General features: G+C 71.2%; 15 protein-coding genes. 5 read left to right on the forward strand and 10 right to left on the reverse strand.

Going from position 1 to position 13,864, the window contains the following annotated elements; all coding sequences use genetic code 11:
- Positions 1-145: 145 nt before the first annotated feature.
- The gene (locus tag AC1RN5_RS15730; protein ID WP_493042089.1) at positions 146-757 is read left to right on the forward strand and encodes a nucleotidyltransferase domain-containing protein; all 612 of its coding nucleotides are present in this window, start codon (positions 146-148) and stop codon (positions 755-757) included.
- A 69-nt stretch (positions 758-826) separates the two neighbouring features.
- Here the strand turns inward: AC1RN5_RS15730 and AC1RN5_RS15735 are convergent, their stop codons facing one another.
- Positions 827-1,111, reverse strand: a complete 285-nt coding sequence (locus AC1RN5_RS15735; RefSeq protein ID WP_493042090.1) for a hypothetical protein — start codon at positions 1,109-1,111, stop codon at positions 827-829.
- A 216-nt stretch (positions 1,112-1,327) separates the two neighbouring features.
- Positions 1,328-2,104 (reverse strand): TIGR00266 family protein, encoded by a 777-nt coding sequence (locus AC1RN5_RS15740; RefSeq protein ID WP_493042091.1) that lies wholly within the window; start codon positions 2,102-2,104, stop codon positions 1,328-1,330.
- 118 nt (positions 2,105-2,222) lie between these two features.
- On the opposite strand from AC1RN5_RS15740, the gene AC1RN5_RS15745 reads away from it, so the two are divergent.
- Together AC1RN5_RS15745 and AC1RN5_RS15750 are read left to right on the forward strand one after the other, a co-directional pair.
- The gene (locus AC1RN5_RS15745; RefSeq protein ID WP_493042092.1) at positions 2,223-3,053 is read left to right on the forward strand and encodes a 5'-methylthioadenosine/S-adenosylhomocysteine nucleosidase; all 831 of its coding nucleotides are present in this window, start codon (positions 2,223-2,225) and stop codon (positions 3,051-3,053) included.
- Positions 3,054-3,104: 51 nt separating this feature from the next.
- Entirely contained in the window at positions 3,105-3,470 is a 366-nt protein-coding gene (locus tag AC1RN5_RS15750; protein WP_493042093.1) for an EthD domain-containing protein, read from the forward strand.
- Here AC1RN5_RS15750 and AC1RN5_RS15755 read toward each other — a convergent pair.
- From AC1RN5_RS15755 to AC1RN5_RS15775, 5 genes are all read right to left on the reverse strand, one after another.
- Positions 3,467-4,624 (reverse strand): pentapeptide repeat-containing protein, encoded by a 1,158-nt coding sequence (locus AC1RN5_RS15755; protein WP_493042094.1) that lies wholly within the window; start codon positions 4,622-4,624, stop codon positions 3,467-3,469. The genes AC1RN5_RS15750 and AC1RN5_RS15755 overlap by 4 nt on opposite strands.
- 133 nt (positions 4,625-4,757) lie before the next feature.
- Entirely contained in the window at positions 4,758-5,936 is a 1,179-nt protein-coding gene (locus tag AC1RN5_RS15760) for a BaiN/RdsA family NAD(P)/FAD-dependent oxidoreductase (RefSeq protein WP_493042095.1), read from the reverse strand.
- A gap of 2 nt (positions 5,937-5,938) precedes the next feature.
- Positions 5,939-6,577 (reverse strand): DsbA family protein, encoded by a 639-nt coding sequence (locus AC1RN5_RS15765; protein ID WP_493042096.1) that lies wholly within the window; start codon positions 6,575-6,577, stop codon positions 5,939-5,941.
- 45 nt (positions 6,578-6,622) lie between these two features.
- Complete coding sequence (locus tag AC1RN5_RS15770; protein ID WP_493042097.1) at positions 6,623-7,207, reverse strand: hypothetical protein; 585 nt, start codon at positions 7,205-7,207, stop codon at positions 6,623-6,625.
- Positions 7,208-7,275: 68 nt separating this feature from the next.
- Positions 7,276-8,334, reverse strand: a complete 1,059-nt coding sequence (locus AC1RN5_RS15775) for a S41 family peptidase (RefSeq protein ID WP_493042098.1) — start codon at positions 8,332-8,334, stop codon at positions 7,276-7,278.
- 168 nt (positions 8,335-8,502) lie between these two features.
- Between AC1RN5_RS15775 and AC1RN5_RS15780 the strand changes: the two genes are divergently transcribed.
- Positions 8,503-9,723, forward strand: coding sequence for a glutamate carboxypeptidase (locus AC1RN5_RS15780; RefSeq protein ID WP_493042099.1), 1,221 nt, complete (start codon positions 8,503-8,505; stop codon positions 9,721-9,723).
- A gap of 6 nt (positions 9,724-9,729) precedes the next feature.
- Here the strand turns inward: AC1RN5_RS15780 and AC1RN5_RS15785 are convergent, their stop codons facing one another.
- Positions 9,730-10,860, reverse strand: coding sequence for an aldo/keto reductase (locus tag AC1RN5_RS15785; protein ID WP_493042100.1), 1,131 nt, complete (start codon positions 10,858-10,860; stop codon positions 9,730-9,732).
- A gap of 8 nt (positions 10,861-10,868) precedes the next feature.
- On the reverse strand, positions 10,869-11,861 hold the full coding sequence (locus AC1RN5_RS15790; RefSeq protein ID WP_493042101.1) for an aldo/keto reductase: 993 nt from the start codon (positions 11,859-11,861) through the stop codon (positions 10,869-10,871).
- A 94-nt stretch (positions 11,862-11,955) separates the two neighbouring features.
- On the opposite strand from AC1RN5_RS15790, the gene AC1RN5_RS15795 reads away from it, so the two are divergent.
- Entirely contained in the window at positions 11,956-12,852 is an 897-nt protein-coding gene (locus tag AC1RN5_RS15795) for a LysR family transcriptional regulator (RefSeq protein WP_493042102.1), read from the forward strand.
- Here the strand turns inward: AC1RN5_RS15795 and AC1RN5_RS15800 are convergent.
- Positions 12,839-13,768 carry a cation diffusion facilitator family transporter gene (locus tag AC1RN5_RS15800; protein WP_493042103.1) on the reverse strand — a complete coding sequence of 310 codons (930 nt, stop codon included), beginning with the start codon at positions 13,766-13,768 and terminating at the stop codon, positions 12,839-12,841. The two genes, AC1RN5_RS15795 and AC1RN5_RS15800, sit on opposite strands and share 14 nt — an antisense overlap.
- Positions 13,769-13,864: the final 96 nt, after the last annotated feature.

Below are 13,864 nucleotides of genomic sequence, written 5' to 3' on the forward strand. Positions count from 1 at the left end.
AACGGCTCTCGCGCCGTGGACCATGAATGCCGGGGCGGGCCGAAGGTTGCGGCGGTTGTGTCAGATAGGCGACTTTGGGTTCCCGGCCCCGAGGGGGTGCGGATTCCCCGCCACACAGGGCGCCGGGGAGCGGGGACTGGAGCGCATGGAGACGACCCCACCGATTTGGGACGGACCACCCCTGGAGGCCTGGGACGCCTGGACCCCGGAGGCGGCGGCGGCGCGGCTGGCGGGCGTGGACGCGCCCTGGTGCGTGGTGGGCGGCTGGGCGCTGGACCTGTGGCTGGGGCGCCAGAGCCGTCCGCACGGAGACCTGGAGATCGCCATTCCCCGCGGCGCGTTCGGCGCGATGCGCGGCGCACTGGCGGGCTTCGCCCTGCACGTGGTGGGGGACGGCGAGGTCCGCGCCCTGGACCCCGGCGCCGAGCCGCCGGCCCACCGGCATCAGACCTGGGTGCGGGAGGGCCGGGCCTGGCGGATGGACGTCATGCTGGAGCCCGGTGACGCGGAGACCTGGATCTTCCGCCGCGACGAACGCCTGACCGCGCCGAGGAGCCGAATGGTGGGGGTGTCGACGGCGCCCTATCTGAAGCCCGAGGGCGTGCTGCTCTACAAGGCGGCCAGGCCGCGGCCGAAGGACGAGGCCGACTTCGGCCTGGTCGCGCCCCTGCTGGAGGCGCCCGCGCGGGCCTGGCTGACGGCGGCCCTGGCGCGGCTCTATCCCGGCCATGCCTGGCTGGAGCGCCTGGCCCCATAGAAAAAGGGCCCCGACCGCCTGGAGAGGCGGCCGGAGCCCTGATCAGTCCACGCCGCGAGCGGCGCGGTCTTACTTCTTGGGTTCGGCGGCGGCGTCGACCTTGGCTTCGGTCGCGGCGGCGGCGGCGTCGCCCGAGGCTTGCATGGCGTCGCCAGCCTTGTCGCCGGCTTCCTTGGCGGCGTCGGTGGCGGTGTCGGCGGCGTCCTTGGCGGTCGCGGCGGCGTCGGTCGCGGCGGCGGCGGCTTGGTCGGCGGTGGCGTCAGCGGCGACCGGGGCCGGAGCTTCTTCCTTCTTGGTGCAGGCGGCGGCGGCGAGGCCGAGAACGGCGACGGTCATCAGGGTGGCGAAACGCATGGGTATCTCCGAATTTGGGGGGGATATGGCTTGGGCTGAACGTCACCCCCGCGTGGCGCTCAGCGCTCCCGCCAAGGCCGGAGCATGACCATAACTCCGCGATCACGATCGCGTTCCCGGCCCGATCACAAATTCGTGCCAAGCCTGTGGATAAATCCGCGGAGCCTGAACGGCTTCCGCGCGTTGGCGCCGCCCCGACCGTCGAGAACGTGAGGTTCAGGTGTCGTCGCCGCCCCCCAGAACGCCGCCGATGATGCTGCCCAGGATGCCCGCGCCGGCGATGCCCGCCACCGTGCGGCCGCCGACCCCGGACCCCTCGCCCGACGGCAGGTACTCGGCGATGGCCTCGGCCAGGTTGAGGATCGGCATGGACTGCAGGTGGACCTCGCCGGGGCCGGTGAGGCTGGCCAGGAACAGGCCCTCGCCGCCGAACAGGATGTTGCGGAAGCCGGGCACCATCTGGATGTCGAAGCTGACGCTGGGCTCGTGGACGCCGACGTGGCCGGCATGAACCAGCAGGCGCTCGCCGGGGGCCAGGGTCTTGGTGACCACCTCGCCGGAGAGGTCCAGGAACACCACGCCGGGGCCCGTCACCTTCTGCAGGATGAAGCCCGCCCCGCCGAAGAAGCCCGAGCCGATGCGCTGCTGCCAGGCCAGCTCCAGGGTGACGCTGGTCTCGGCGCAGAGGAAGGTCTCGCGCCGGCAGATCAGGCTCTCGCCCGGCGCCAGCTGTCGGGCCAGGATCGAGCCCGGGAAGCGCGGCGCGAAGGCCACGTGGCCCTGGGACCGCTCGGCGGTGAACTCGGTGATGAAGAAGCTGCCGCCGGTGAGGCTGCGCTTGAGACCGGCGAACAGGCCGCCGCCGGTGTTGGTGTGCATGCGCACATTGTCGCTCATCCAGGCCATGGCGGCGGTCTGGCTGTAGATGGTCTCGCCGGGCGACAGGTCGATGCCGACGGTCTGCATCACCGTTCCGGAGATCTCGTAGCGCATGGCGGCCTCGTGGCGGATGGATCAAGCCTGACCATAGGAGCCTCGCCCTGATGGCGGAAGTCGGGCGACGCAGGCCCCGAAAGGCGCCACTTAGAGGCCCAAGCGCGAAGGACCCGCCATGCTCGACGACACGCCCCGGATCGCGGTTCTCGGCGCCATGCCCACGGAACTCAGCGCCCTGCGCGCGGCCCTGACTGAGAGCGCCGAGCACCGGGCCGGCGGGGCGGCGTTCGTCACCGGCCGGCTCTCGGGCAAGGCGGTGGTGCTGCACGCCTGCGGGGTCTCCATGGTCAATGCGGCCATGAACACCCAGCGGCTGCTCGACCTGTTCGAGATCACCACGGTGATGGTCAGCGGCTGCGCCGGCGGGGCCGATCCGGACCTGAAGGTGGGCGACGTCTTCGTGGCCAGCCAGTGGGGCCAGTACCTGGACGTGGTGATGGGCCGCGAGGGGCCGGCGGGGTTCGAGCCGGCGGCGGGCTTCCCCGGCGGGTTCGGCAATTTCGGGATGATGTTCCCCAAGCCGGTGATCGTCGCCGGGCCGGACGGCGAGAGCGAGCGGCGGTTCTGGTTCCCGGCGGCGCCGGCCCTGCTGACCGCGGCGCGGCGGCTGGCGGTGACCGTGGTGCTGTCCAAGGGCGGCGGCGCGGCGCGGCTCGACAAGACGCCGCGGGTGGTGGTGGGGGGCAACGCCGTCTCCGGCGCGGCCTTCGTCAACAACACCGAGCTGCGGGACTGGGTGTTCGAAACCTTCCAGGCGGGCGTCCTGGACTGCGAGAGCGCCGCCGTGGCCCACGTGGCCTTCTGCAACGGCAAGCCCTTCGTGGCGGTGCACGGCCTGTCCAGCCTGGCCGGGGCCGGGGAGGGGGACAAGCTCTATGCGGCCTTCAACCAGCTGGCCGCCGACAACGCCGCGGCGGTGACCCTGGGCCTGATCCGCGCGCTCTAGCTTGCGACGGCCCGCCGGCTGGCGTGAGATGCGGGAAATAGGAAACGCCCCATGATCAAGCTGACCTTTCCCCTCGTGCGCCTGCCGCATCTGAGCCGGGAGGACTTCCAGGCCTATTGGCACGGGACCCACGGGCCGCTGGTGGCCAGCGTGCGCGAGACCCTGGGGATCCAGCGCTACGTCCAGATGCACACCATGCCCGACGGACTCTCCGAGCCCCTGCGGGCCAGCCGCGGGGCGCCGCCGCCCTACGACGGGGTGGCGCAACTCTGGTACGAGAGCCTGGAGGCGCTCTCCGCCATCATGGCCAGTCCCGAGGCCCAGGCGGCCGGCCGGCTGCTGCTGGAGGACGAGAAGACGTTCATCGACCACAGCCGCTCGCCCCTGTTCTGGGGCCAGGAGCGGGTGATCTTCTAGGCGGCCCGGTCGAAGCGGGCCTCGGCGGCGTCGGCGGCGTCGAGCTGGCCCGGGGAGAGCAGGGCGCCGCGACAGTCGGCGTAGCTGAAGCGGGCGCCGGTGAGGTCGGTGGGGGTCGAGCGTCCGCCCACCTCCAGGTGCATCAGCAGGGCGCCGCGCAGGTCGGCGCGGGCCAGGTTGGCGCCGGCCAGGCGCGCGCCGCGCAGGTCGGCCCCGCGCAGGTTGGCGCCGCGCAGGTCGGCCCCCTCCAGATTGGCCGCCTGCAGGAAGGCGCCCTCCAGGTTCAGGCGCACGAGACAGGCGCCCGCCGCCTGGAGGCCGGTGAGCTGGCCCTTGTGCAGGGCGTCGCCCACCACCCGCAGGTCGGCGCCCTCCATCTGGGCCGCGCCCCCCTGCTTGCCGTTGGTGAGGCACCAGACCTGGTGGCCGGCCAGCGCCTCCAGCAGGGCGGGGCGGCGGGCCAGGGCCTCTGCGGTGGGGGTCTGGACCACGCCGGTCATGCAGGCGTCGTGGGTGGTGGAGCCGGCCAGGATGGCCCCGGACATCACCGCGTCGGTGAAGTCGGCGTTCTCCAGGTTGGCGCTGGTGAAGTCGGCGTTCTCCAGCAGGGCGCCCGCCAGGTTGGCGCTCTTGAGCTTGGCCCCGTTCAGCTTGGCCCCGCGCATGGTGCAGTCGGAGAAGTCGGTGGCGAAGGCGGCGGCGACGTCGGAGCGGATCTTGTTGGGGGTGGCCTCGGCCATGGTGGCGCGCTGGCGCTGGGAGAGGGAGACGAAGCCCTGGGCGGAGTGGGCGGCGATCTGGCCGGGGCGGAAGTCGGCGTCCTGCAGGTCGGCGTCGGAGAGGTCGGCGCCGCAGAGCACCGCCCCGCGCATGTCGGCCCGGCTGAGGCTGACCCCGGTGAGGTTGGCGCCGCGCAGGTCGGCGCCGAACAGCTGGGCGCGATCGAGGATGGCGCCCGAGAGGTCGACCCCCCGCATGCTGGCGCCCGACAGGTCGGCGTCGGCGAGGTTGCGGCGGGGCATGGCCAGGCCGGTGAGATCGACCATGGGCAGGATCATGCGGCGTCCGCCGTGACGGCCGGCGAGGAACAGCTCATGACTCAGCACGCAGCTCACCAGCTCGGCCTGGGTCAAACGTTCGACAGGTTTGGTCACCGGGCCCCCATGAGCGCGCGCGGCCGTACGGGCCGTCGTCAACTTCACGTTGCGCGGGAGAAGCTAAACAAAGATCGAACCGACCCCGAAAAGCGTGGGACCGATTGACGCAGGGCGGTGAAGCTTGGGGGCTTCAGGCCGCCTGGCCGGCGCACCAGCCGGAGGACCAGGCCCATTGGAAGTTGTATCCGCCCAGCCAGCCGGTGACGTCCACCACCTCGCCGACGAAGTAGAGGCCGGGGACCGCCCGGGCCTGCAGAGTGCGCGGATCCAGGGCCGCGGTGTCCACCCCGCCCAGGGTGACCTCGGCGGTGCGGTAGCCCTCCGACCCCACCGGCTTGACGGTCCAGCGGTTCACCGCGGCGTCGACCCGGGCCAGCACCTTGTCGGGCAGGTCGGCGATGTTGCCCAGCGCGCCCTCGTCCTCGGCGATCATCTGGGCCAGGCGCTTGGGGATGTGGTCGGCCAGCACGGTGGCGGTCGCCTGGCGGCCGCGGGTGGTCTTGGCCAGCTTCATGGCCGCCATCAGGTCGACCCCGGGCGCCATGCTGAGCGTGATTTCCTGGCCCTCCCGCCAGTAGGAGGAGATCTGCAGGATGGCCGGGCCCGACAGGCCGCGGTGGGTGAAGAGCATGGCCTCGGCGAAGCGGGTCTTGCCGCAGGCGGCCACGGCGTCGACGGCGACCCCGGCCAGGGGCTTGAGGTGCTCCAGGGTCTTCACCTCGAAGGTGAGGGGCACCAGGGCGGGCCGCGTCTCGATGACCGGCAGGCCGAACTGGGCGGCGATCTCGTAGCCCCAGCCGGTGGCGCCCATCTTCGGGATCGACTTGCCGCCGGTGGCGACCACCAGGGACGCGCAGGCCACCGCCCCGCCGGGCAGGGCGAGCTCGAAGCCCGTGGCGGTCTTGCCGACCTTGGCCACGGCCGTGGCCAGGCGGAGCTGGACGCCGGCGGCCTTCATCTCGGCCAGCAGCATCGCGATGATGTCCTTGGCGCTGTCGTCGCAGAACAGCTGGCCCAGGGTCTTTTCGTGCCAGGCGATGCCGTAGCGGTCCACCAGGGCGATGAAGTCCCTGGCCGTGTAGCGCCGCAGCGGGCCCTTGGCGAAGCGGGGGTCGGCGGAGATGAAGTTGGCCGGCGAGGTGTTGAGGTTGGTGAAGTTGCAGCGGCCGCCGCCGGAGATGCGGATCTTCTCGCCCGCCGCCTGGGCGTGATCCACCACCAGGACCGAGCGTCCGCGCTTGCCCGCCTCGATGGCGCACATCATGCCGGCGGCGCCGGCGCCGACCACGACGACGTCGAAGCTTTCCATGCTCAGTTGAGCGGACCGGAGAGCCAGGCCTCCAGCATCGGCACGACCGCGGCGCCCGGCTGGAAGCCGCGGGTCACCACGCCATAGGCGCCGGCCTCGGTGGGGCCGGCGATCAGGGTCGGGAAGCCGGTGACCCCGGCCTTCTGCGAGGTCCCGTAGTCGCGCCAGGTCTCGTGCTTGAGGTCCTCGGTGTCGAAGGCGGCCAGGAAGCTCTCGCCGTTCAGGCCATGCCGGGTGATCAGGGCGGCCAGGACCAGGGGATCGGTGATGTTCTGGTTCTCCGCGTAGAAGGCCGCCTGCAGGTCGCCGAGGAAGGTCAGGGCCATCTCCGGGTCCTGGCGGCGCACCCAGACCACGGCGCGGGCCGCCGGGTCGGTGTCATAGAGGAAGCCCGGGGTCTCCAGGACGGCGGGGTCGAAGGGCAGGCCCGAGGCCTCGGTGACGTGGGTCCAGTGGCCGGCCAGGCTGGCCTTGGCCTCTTCGGTCATCGGCGTGTCGGTCCCGGGACGCAGGCCGCCCATGATCAGCTGGATCGGCAGGGCGCGGCCGAAGGTCCTGCGGATGTCGGCGATCACCGGGGAGAAGCCGTAGCACCACGAGCACATGGGATCGGCGAAGTAGATCAGGTGCGGCGTTTGCATGACGCACCAGTCTAGCACCGAGCGGGCGCCCGGCGCTCGGGCTTTTCAGGTCCCGGCCCGGCGCCGCGCCCGCGCCTGGCGCTCCCAGGCCTCCCGCGCGGCCATCACCGCGCCGGTGAAGTCGCGGCCATAGAGGCGGTAGCAGGAGAACACCACCTCGACCCCGGCCGGCAGGGTCCTGGCCAGGGCCTCCAGGCCCGGCGTGACGTCGGTGCGGTGAATCACCCGGCCCTCGTCGTTCGAGCAGCGCAGGGGCGGCTCCCCCAGCCGGGAGAGATGGGGGCAGGCGCCCGCCGCCCGCTCGGCGCAGGCGCGGTGGATGGGGGGAACGTTGCAGCCGTACTGCTGGGTCCCGTCGTGCAGGGTCACCAGGCCGCCGGAGGCGACGGGGAAGATGTAGCGGTCGTGGGCCGGGGTCGGTTCGCCGCAGACATGGCAGAGCAGGTCCACCATGCCCCGACGCTGTCGGGTGACGTGGATGGCCGCGAAGAGCGGTTCGCCCACTCCCGGGGCCTGTTTCTGATCCAATTCCAGCAGGCCCGGGAAGTCGCGCGACGGCTGGAGACGGAAGGCCTGCTCTCCGCTCCAGGCCGCCGACCAGGGAACCTCGACCTCTGCTGTCCCGGGCATGGGAGCCTCTTGTGTGACCGCGCGATCCTATCCTAGGCCCAGGGCCGACGGGTTCGCCAGTCCGCGCCTCAGCCCGGATGGGCCCCGGCGGCCCTGGCCAGCTTCAGGGCCTCGTCGAGGGCCTGGTCGGTGGGGACGGCGACGTCGGGGGTGACGCCCTTGCCTTCCCAATCCCAGTTGGTGTCGGGATCGTAGGTGCGGCCGACGGGGATGAAGACGGCGAAACGGTCGCCCACCTCCAGCAGACCGCCGAAGTGGCCGGCGCCGCGAGTGGTCTCCCCCACCAGGGTGGCGCGATGGGTGCGCTTGAAGGCCAGGGCCAGGTGCTCGGCGGCCGAGGCCGAACGCCGGGAGGTCAGGTAGTAGACGGGGACCTTCTGGAGCCGGGTCTCCGTGCGGTCGGGAATGACGACGTGGTCGCGGCTGACGACCTCGGGGGCCGACCTCTGGCGCACCAGGGTGGGGCCGTCCTCCATCGGGCCGGAGTCCTCGATCCCGGCGCGGGTGTCCATGCGCACCAGCTGGGTGGGCTTGGCGTAGAGCAGGGGCAGGATGGCGTCCATCACCCCCAGCCCGCCCCCGCGATGGGGCCGGGCGTCGATGACGACGGCCTTGGCCGAGGCGTTGGCCAGCAGGAAGGCGCGGGCCTTCTGCGCCACGGCCGGATCGTCCGGGAATTCGTTGAAGCGCAGATAGGCGACGTCGCCGATCATCCTGGCCTCCTCCAGGCCGGGCGGCCCGTTGGCGCGCGCGCTCATCGGAACGTCGGCGGGGGGCGGGCGGCGGGTCTGGAAGGCGGCCTGGGTGGCCAGGCGCAGGTGGCCGTCCTTTGCCAGGGCCTGCAGGTCGGCGGTGACCTTCTCGCCGAAGGCGGTCGGGTCGGTGAGGCCGTCATAGGCGCCGGCCGCGAGGTTGGCGCGCAGCAGGCCGGCGTAGCGGGTCCCGACCTCGGGGAAGACGAAGTTGGCCTCCAGCAGCTTGGCGAGCTGCTCGATGGCCTGGCCGCGCTCGGCGGCGTCCATCGGCTTGGCGGCTTCGGCGGGCGCGGGCGGGGGCGCGGTCTGGGCCTGGGCGGGGCCGGTGGAAAGCACGAGGGCCGCGCCGGCGGCCAGCAGAAGACGACGCATGAAGAGCCTCCAGAACGGGCCCCGGTGATAGGCGGGCGTCCGGAGGGGGGCAAATTAAGCTGTCGTAAGCTTGGCCGCGGGCCGTTTCAGCTTGATCCAACCCGCGTGACCGCCACACTCCGGGCCTCGGGTTTGCGGAGTGACGGAATGCGTACGAGTCGGGTTGCGATGGCGGCTGCGGCCGCCCTGCTGGTGAGCACGGGCCCGGCCCTGGCCGCGGGCAAGGACGCCAAGGTCTGGGCGGCGGCGCAGGCCGCGCGTCCGGCCCAACTCGACCTGCTGAAGACGGTGGTGAACATCGATTCCGGCACCGGCGACGTGGAAGGCGGGCGCAAGGTGGCCGCCGTCCTGATCCCTCGCCTGAAGGCGCTCGGCATGACCATCGAGAGCGTGCCGGCCGAGATCGAGGGCCTGCCGGAGAACACGGTGGCCACCCTGAAGGGGACGGGCAAGGCCAGGATCCTGATGATCGGCCACATCGACACCGTGTTCGGGCCGGGCACCACGGCCAAGTGGCCCTTCGCCATCGAGGGCGATCATGCGCGCGGCCCAGGGGTCGCCGACGAGAAGGGCGGGGTGGTCGAGGGACTCTATGCGCTGCAGATCCTGCACGATATGGGCTTCAAGGACTTCGCCCAGATCACCTTGCTGATCGAGACCAGCGAGGAGCGGGGCTCGCCGGGAACCCGCGCCCTGATCGACAGGCTGGTGAAGGCCCACGACGTGGAGCTGAACCTGGAGCCCGGCGACGCGCCCGACGTGATCACGGTGTGGCGCAAGGGCTCCTCGACCATGAACATCGCGGTCAAGGGCCGCGCCGCCCACGCCGGGGTCGCGCCGCAGGACGGCCGCAACGCCGCCGTCGAGCTGATCCACCAGCTCGCGACCGTCGAGACCATGCCCCACTCGGGCGACGGCCTGACCGTCAACCTGACGATCATCCAGGCGGGCTCGCGCTACAACATCATCCCCGAGGACGCCAAGGCGCAGCTCAATGTGCGGGCCCGCAAGAAGAGCGAGTTCGACGACGTGGAGGCCGCCCTGCAGGCCGCCGCCAAGACCACGGTGGTGCCCGACACCACGGTGACGGTGACGCGGGAGACCTCCTTCCCGCCGCTGGCCAACAACCCGGCGACGGACGCGCTGGCGGTCCGCGCGCAAGCCATCTATGCGGGCCTGGGGCTGAAGCTGGGGACCGGGGGCAATGGCGGCGCCTCGCAGTCGGCCCTGGCCTATGAGGCGGGCACGCCGGCCCTGGACGGCCTGGGCCCGGTGGGCGGCGGCTTCCACTCCGACAAGGAGTTCATGGACCTGAAGTCGGTGACGCCGCGGCTGTACCTGCTCACCAAGCTGATCATGGACCTGAGCGCGAACCCGCCGAAGAAGTAGGGTTTCTCAGGGTCGGGGCGGCGCCTCCACCTCAGAGAAGGCCAGCACGGCGGGCGGGAGGCGCAGACCGCGGACCTCTATCGCCGAGGCCGCGGCGTTCAGTTCGCCCAGTTCCGCCGGGGTGAAGCGGACGGTCGCCGCGCCGATGTTGTCGACCATGTGGGCCATCTGGGTCGTGCCGGGAATGGGGACGATCCAGGGCTTCTGGGCCAGCAGCCAGGCGAGCGCGATCTGGCCCGGCGTCGCCTGCTTGCGTTGCGCCCAGGTCTTCACGAGTTCGACCAGGGCCAGGTTGTGCGGCAGGTTCTCGGCGGAGAAGCGGCCCTCGATCTTTCGGATGTCGCCGTCGGCGAAACGGGTGTCAGCGTCGATGGCCCCGTTCAGGAACCCCACCCCCAGCGGGCTCCAGCAGACGAAGCCGATCCCCAGTTCCTCGCAGGCGGGCAGGACCCACTTTTCCGGGCCCCGCCAGAGCAGGGAGTATTCGTTCTGGACGGCGGTGACCGGCAGGGCGGCGTGGGCCCGGCGCAGGGTCTGGGGACCCATTTCGCACAGGCCCCATTGCAGCACCTTGCCCTGGGCCATCAGGTCCCCGACCGCGCCGGCGACGTCCTCGATCGGCACCTTGGGGTCGACCCGGTGCTGATAGAGCAGATCGATCCGGTCGGTGCGCAGGCGCTTCAGCATCCCTTCGACGGCGAGCTTGATGTGCTCGGGGCGGCTGTTGAGGCCCGGACGCCGCTGACCGGTCTCCAGGTCGATGTTCCAGCCGAACTTCGACGCGATCACGATCTTGTCCCGGAAGGGCGCCACGCCTTCGCCGAGGATCCGCTCCACCTCGTGCGGCCCATAGGCCTCGGCCGCATCGAAGAAGGTCACGCCCTGGTCGTGGGTCGAGCGGATGATGGTGATCATCTCCGGGCGGTAGGGGACGGTCGTCTGGTAGGTGCGGCTCATGTTCTGGACGCCGAGGCCGACGCTGGAAACCTCCAGAGCGCCGAGCCGGCGTCGCCCGTTGCGGGGCGCCGGGGCGGGGGAACGCGCCTGGGCGCCGCCCACGGCTCCGGCGGCGGCGGGAAGGGCCAGGCCGAGGGCGAGGAGGTCGCGGCGGCCAAGGCCGGGGGTCCGTTCAGGCATGGCGGTTCCTAGCGGTTGGTCATGGCCAGGACGGCCTGGGGGAGGCGCGCGCCCTGGATGCTGATCTGCGCGGCGGCCTCGCGGATCGCAGCGAGATCGGCGGCCGTAAGCTCGACGTCGGCGGCTCCCAGGTTCTCTTCCAGGCGGTGCAGTTTGGTGGTGCCGGGGATGGGGACGATCCAGGGCTTCTGCGCCAGAAGCCAGGCCAGCGCGATCTGGGCCGGGGTCGCGGCCTTGCGCGCCGCGATCTGCCGCAGCAGGTCGACCATCGCCATGTTGGCGGCCCGGGCCTCGGCGGCGAAGCGGGGCGAGAAGTTGCGGAAGTCGTTGGCCGCCAGCTCTGTCGTCGTGTCGATCTTGCCGGTCAGGAAGCCGGCGCCCAGGGGACTGAAGGGCACGAAGCCGATACCCAGTTCCTCGCAGAGGGCCAGGGCGCCGTTCTCCTCAACGTCCCGCGTCCACAGGGAGTATTCGTTCTGCAGCGCGGTGACCGGCTGAACGGCGTGGGCGCGGCGGATGGAGTCCAGGCTCGCCTCCGAAAGCCCGAAGTGCTTCACCTTGCCGGCCGCGATCAGGTCCTTCACCGCGCCAGCGACCTCCTCCATCGGCACGGCCGGATCGACGCGGTGCTGGTACAGCAGATCAATGCGGTCGGTCCGTAGGCGCTTGAGCATCGCCTCGGCGACCGCCTTGATGTGGTCGGGCCGGCTGTTCAGCCCGCCGGTCCGGGCGCCGGTCGTCGGATCGATGTCGAAGCCGAACTTGGTGGCGATCACCACCTGGTCGCGGAAGGGCGCCACCGCCTCGCCCAGCAGAGCCTCGTTGGCGAAGGGGCCATAGGCCTCGGCGGTGTCGAACAGGGTCACGCCACGCTCAAAGGCGGCGCGGATCATGGCGATGGCCTCGGCGTCCGGCGTGGCGTCGCCATAGGCGGCCGACAGGCCCATGCAGCCATAGCCGAGGGCGGAGACCTCGAGGCCCCCCAGTTTGCGCGTCTTCATGTCGGCTCCTTGGTTCGTGAAGCCAAAGGTAGGACGCGCGGGAGATGCCGATTAGCCGCTAAGATGCGCATGAACCTATCAGTGAGACTTATCAATGCGCCGCGAGAACCTGGGCGACCTGACAACCTTCCTGGTGGTGGCGGAGGAGCGCAGCTTCACCCGCGCCGCCGCCAGGCTGGGATCCTCGCAGTCGGCGGTGAGCCAGACGGTCCGTCGGCTGGAAACCAGTCTGGGCCTGAGTCTGCTGACGCGGACGACCCGCAGCGTCGCGCCCACCGTGGCGGGGGAGCGGCTGCTGGCCAAGCTGCGCCCCGCCTTCGACGAGATCGACAGCCAACTGGCCGCCGTCACCGAGTTGCGGGACAAGCCGGCCGGGGCGGTGCGTATCACCACCAGCCAGCACGCCGCCGACACCGTGCTGTGGCCGGCCCTGGAACGGCTGCTGCCGGACTATCCGGATATCCAGGTGGAGCTGTCGGTGGACACGGGCTTCCGCGATATTGTGGCCGACCGCTTCGACGCCGGCGTGCGGCTGGGCGAGCAGGTGGAGAAGGACATGATCGCGGTCCGTATCGGGCCGGATCTGAGCATGGCCGCGGTGGCGACGCCGGCCTATTTCGAGGCGCGAGGGACGCCCCTCACGCCGCACGACCTGACCCAACACGACTGCATCAATCTGCGCTTTCCGACCCTCGGCGGGCTCTATGTGTGGGAGTTCGAAAAGGACGGGCGGGAGTTGCATGTCCGGGTGAACGGCCAGCTGATCTTCAACGAGACGCAGTTGATCCTGAAGGCGGCGTGCGCGGGCCTGGGCGTGGCCTTCGTCCTGGCCGACCATGTGGCGGCGCATCTGGCCGACGGCCGCCTGATGCGCGTGCTGGAGGACTGGTGTCCGCCGTTCGCGGGCTATCACCTCTACTATCCCAGCCGCCGGCAGCCGGCGCCGGCCTTCGCCCTGCTGGTGGAGGCCCTGAAGTTCAGGGCGGGGTAGGGACGCCCCAATGCCCCTCGAAGCTCTGGGCTTCGATGAAGATGCGGGTGATGTCGGGGTGGGCGGCCTTGAGGGCGGTCTCGATGCGGGTGACGGTGCGCTCCACCTCGCCGGCGGGCATGGCGTCGTCGAAGTCCAGGCTCAGAGCCACCAGGATGTCGCAGGGGCCGAAGTGCATGGTCAGCAGCTCATTGACCCGGGCCACGCCGGGCTGGGCGGCGGCGAGCGCCTTGATCGCCGCGCGGGTGTGCGGCGCGGCGGCCTCGCCGGTAAGCAGGCTCTGGCTCTCGGCGGCCAGGAAGAAGGCGGTGGCGGCCAGGATCAGGCCGACCCCAACGGAGGCCACCCCGTCCAGCACCGGCATGTTCAGGGTCTGAGAGAAGAACACGCCCAACAGGGCCACCAGCAGGCCCAGCAGGGCGGCGGTGTCCTCGAAGAGCACCGTGAAGACGGTGGGATCCTTGCTGGACTTCACCGCCGCCAGCCAACCGCGCCCGGCGCGCTCCTCGTTGAAGGACTTCAGCGCCACGATCCAGACGGCGCCCTCGAACACCACCCCGAAGGCCAGGACCAGGTAGTTGACCCAGGCGTTCTCGATCGGCGTGGGGTGCAGGATCTTCTCCACCCCGTGCAGCAGCGAGACCACCGCGCCGACCCCGAAGATCAGCACCGCCACCACGAAGGTGTAGAAGTAGAGCTGCAGGCCGTAGCCCAGGGGGTGGCGCTCGGTGGGGGGCTTGGCGGCGCGGCGCAGGCCGTTGAGCAGCAGGAGCTGGTTGCCGGTGTCCACCACGGAATGGACCGCCTCGCTCATCATGGCGCTGGAGCCGGTGAAGAGGGCCGCGGCGAACTTGGTGACCGCGATGGCGGAGTTGCCGGCCAGGGCGGCGAAGATGACGGTTCGGGAGTGGGCCATGGGTCGCGGTAGAACGCGGCAGATGAAAATTCGTCTGTCGCCATGGTGGGCGCGCGCCGCTAGCCTGTCCCCATGATGATCGGTTTCGTCGCGGTC

This window comes from Phenylobacterium sp. GW821-FHT12F10 (genome assembly GCF_058806695.1).

Bases quoted from the DNA above. Each gene is read 5' to 3' on its own strand.
- AC1RN5_RS15750 (WP_493042093.1), top strand. From the start codon at position 3,105: ATGATCAAGCTGACCTTTCCCCTCGTGCGCCTGCCGCATCTGAGCCGG.
- AC1RN5_RS15790 (WP_493042101.1), bottom strand. From the start codon at position 11,861: ATGAAGACGCGCAAACTGGGGGGCCTCGAGGTCTCCGCCCTCGGCTAT.
- AC1RN5_RS15800 (WP_493042103.1), bottom strand. From the start codon at position 13,768: ATGGCCCACTCCCGAACCGTCATCTTCGCCGCCCTGGCCGGCAACTCC.
- AC1RN5_RS15730 (WP_493042089.1), top strand. From the start codon at position 146: ATGGAGACGACCCCACCGATTTGGGACGGACCACCCCTGGAGGCCTGG.
- AC1RN5_RS15765 (WP_493042096.1), bottom strand. From the start codon at position 6,577: ATGCAAACGCCGCACCTGATCTACTTCGCCGATCCCATGTGCTCGTGG.
- AC1RN5_RS15770 (WP_493042097.1), bottom strand. From the start codon at position 7,207: ATGCCCGGGACAGCAGAGGTCGAGGTTCCCTGGTCGGCGGCCTGGAGC.
- AC1RN5_RS15780 (WP_493042099.1), top strand. From the start codon at position 8,503: ATGGCGGCTGCGGCCGCCCTGCTGGTGAGCACGGGCCCGGCCCTGGCC.
- AC1RN5_RS15760 (WP_493042095.1), bottom strand. From the start codon at position 5,936: ATGGAAAGCTTCGACGTCGTCGTGGTCGGCGCCGGCGCCGCCGGCATG.
- AC1RN5_RS15785 (WP_493042100.1), bottom strand. From the start codon at position 10,860: ATGCCTGAACGGACCCCCGGCCTTGGCCGCCGCGACCTCCTCGCCCTC.
- AC1RN5_RS15795 (WP_493042102.1), top strand. From the start codon at position 11,956: ATGCGCCGCGAGAACCTGGGCGACCTGACAACCTTCCTGGTGGTGGCG.
- AC1RN5_RS15740 (WP_493042091.1), bottom strand. From the start codon at position 2,104: ATGCGCTACGAGATCTCCGGAACGGTGATGCAGACCGTCGGCATCGAC.
- AC1RN5_RS15745 (WP_493042092.1), top strand. From the start codon at position 2,223: ATGCTCGACGACACGCCCCGGATCGCGGTTCTCGGCGCCATGCCCACG.
- AC1RN5_RS15775 (WP_493042098.1), bottom strand. From the start codon at position 8,334: ATGCGTCGTCTTCTGCTGGCCGCCGGCGCGGCCCTCGTGCTTTCCACC.
- AC1RN5_RS15735 (WP_493042090.1), bottom strand. From the start codon at position 1,111: ATGCGTTTCGCCACCCTGATGACCGTCGCCGTTCTCGGCCTCGCCGCC.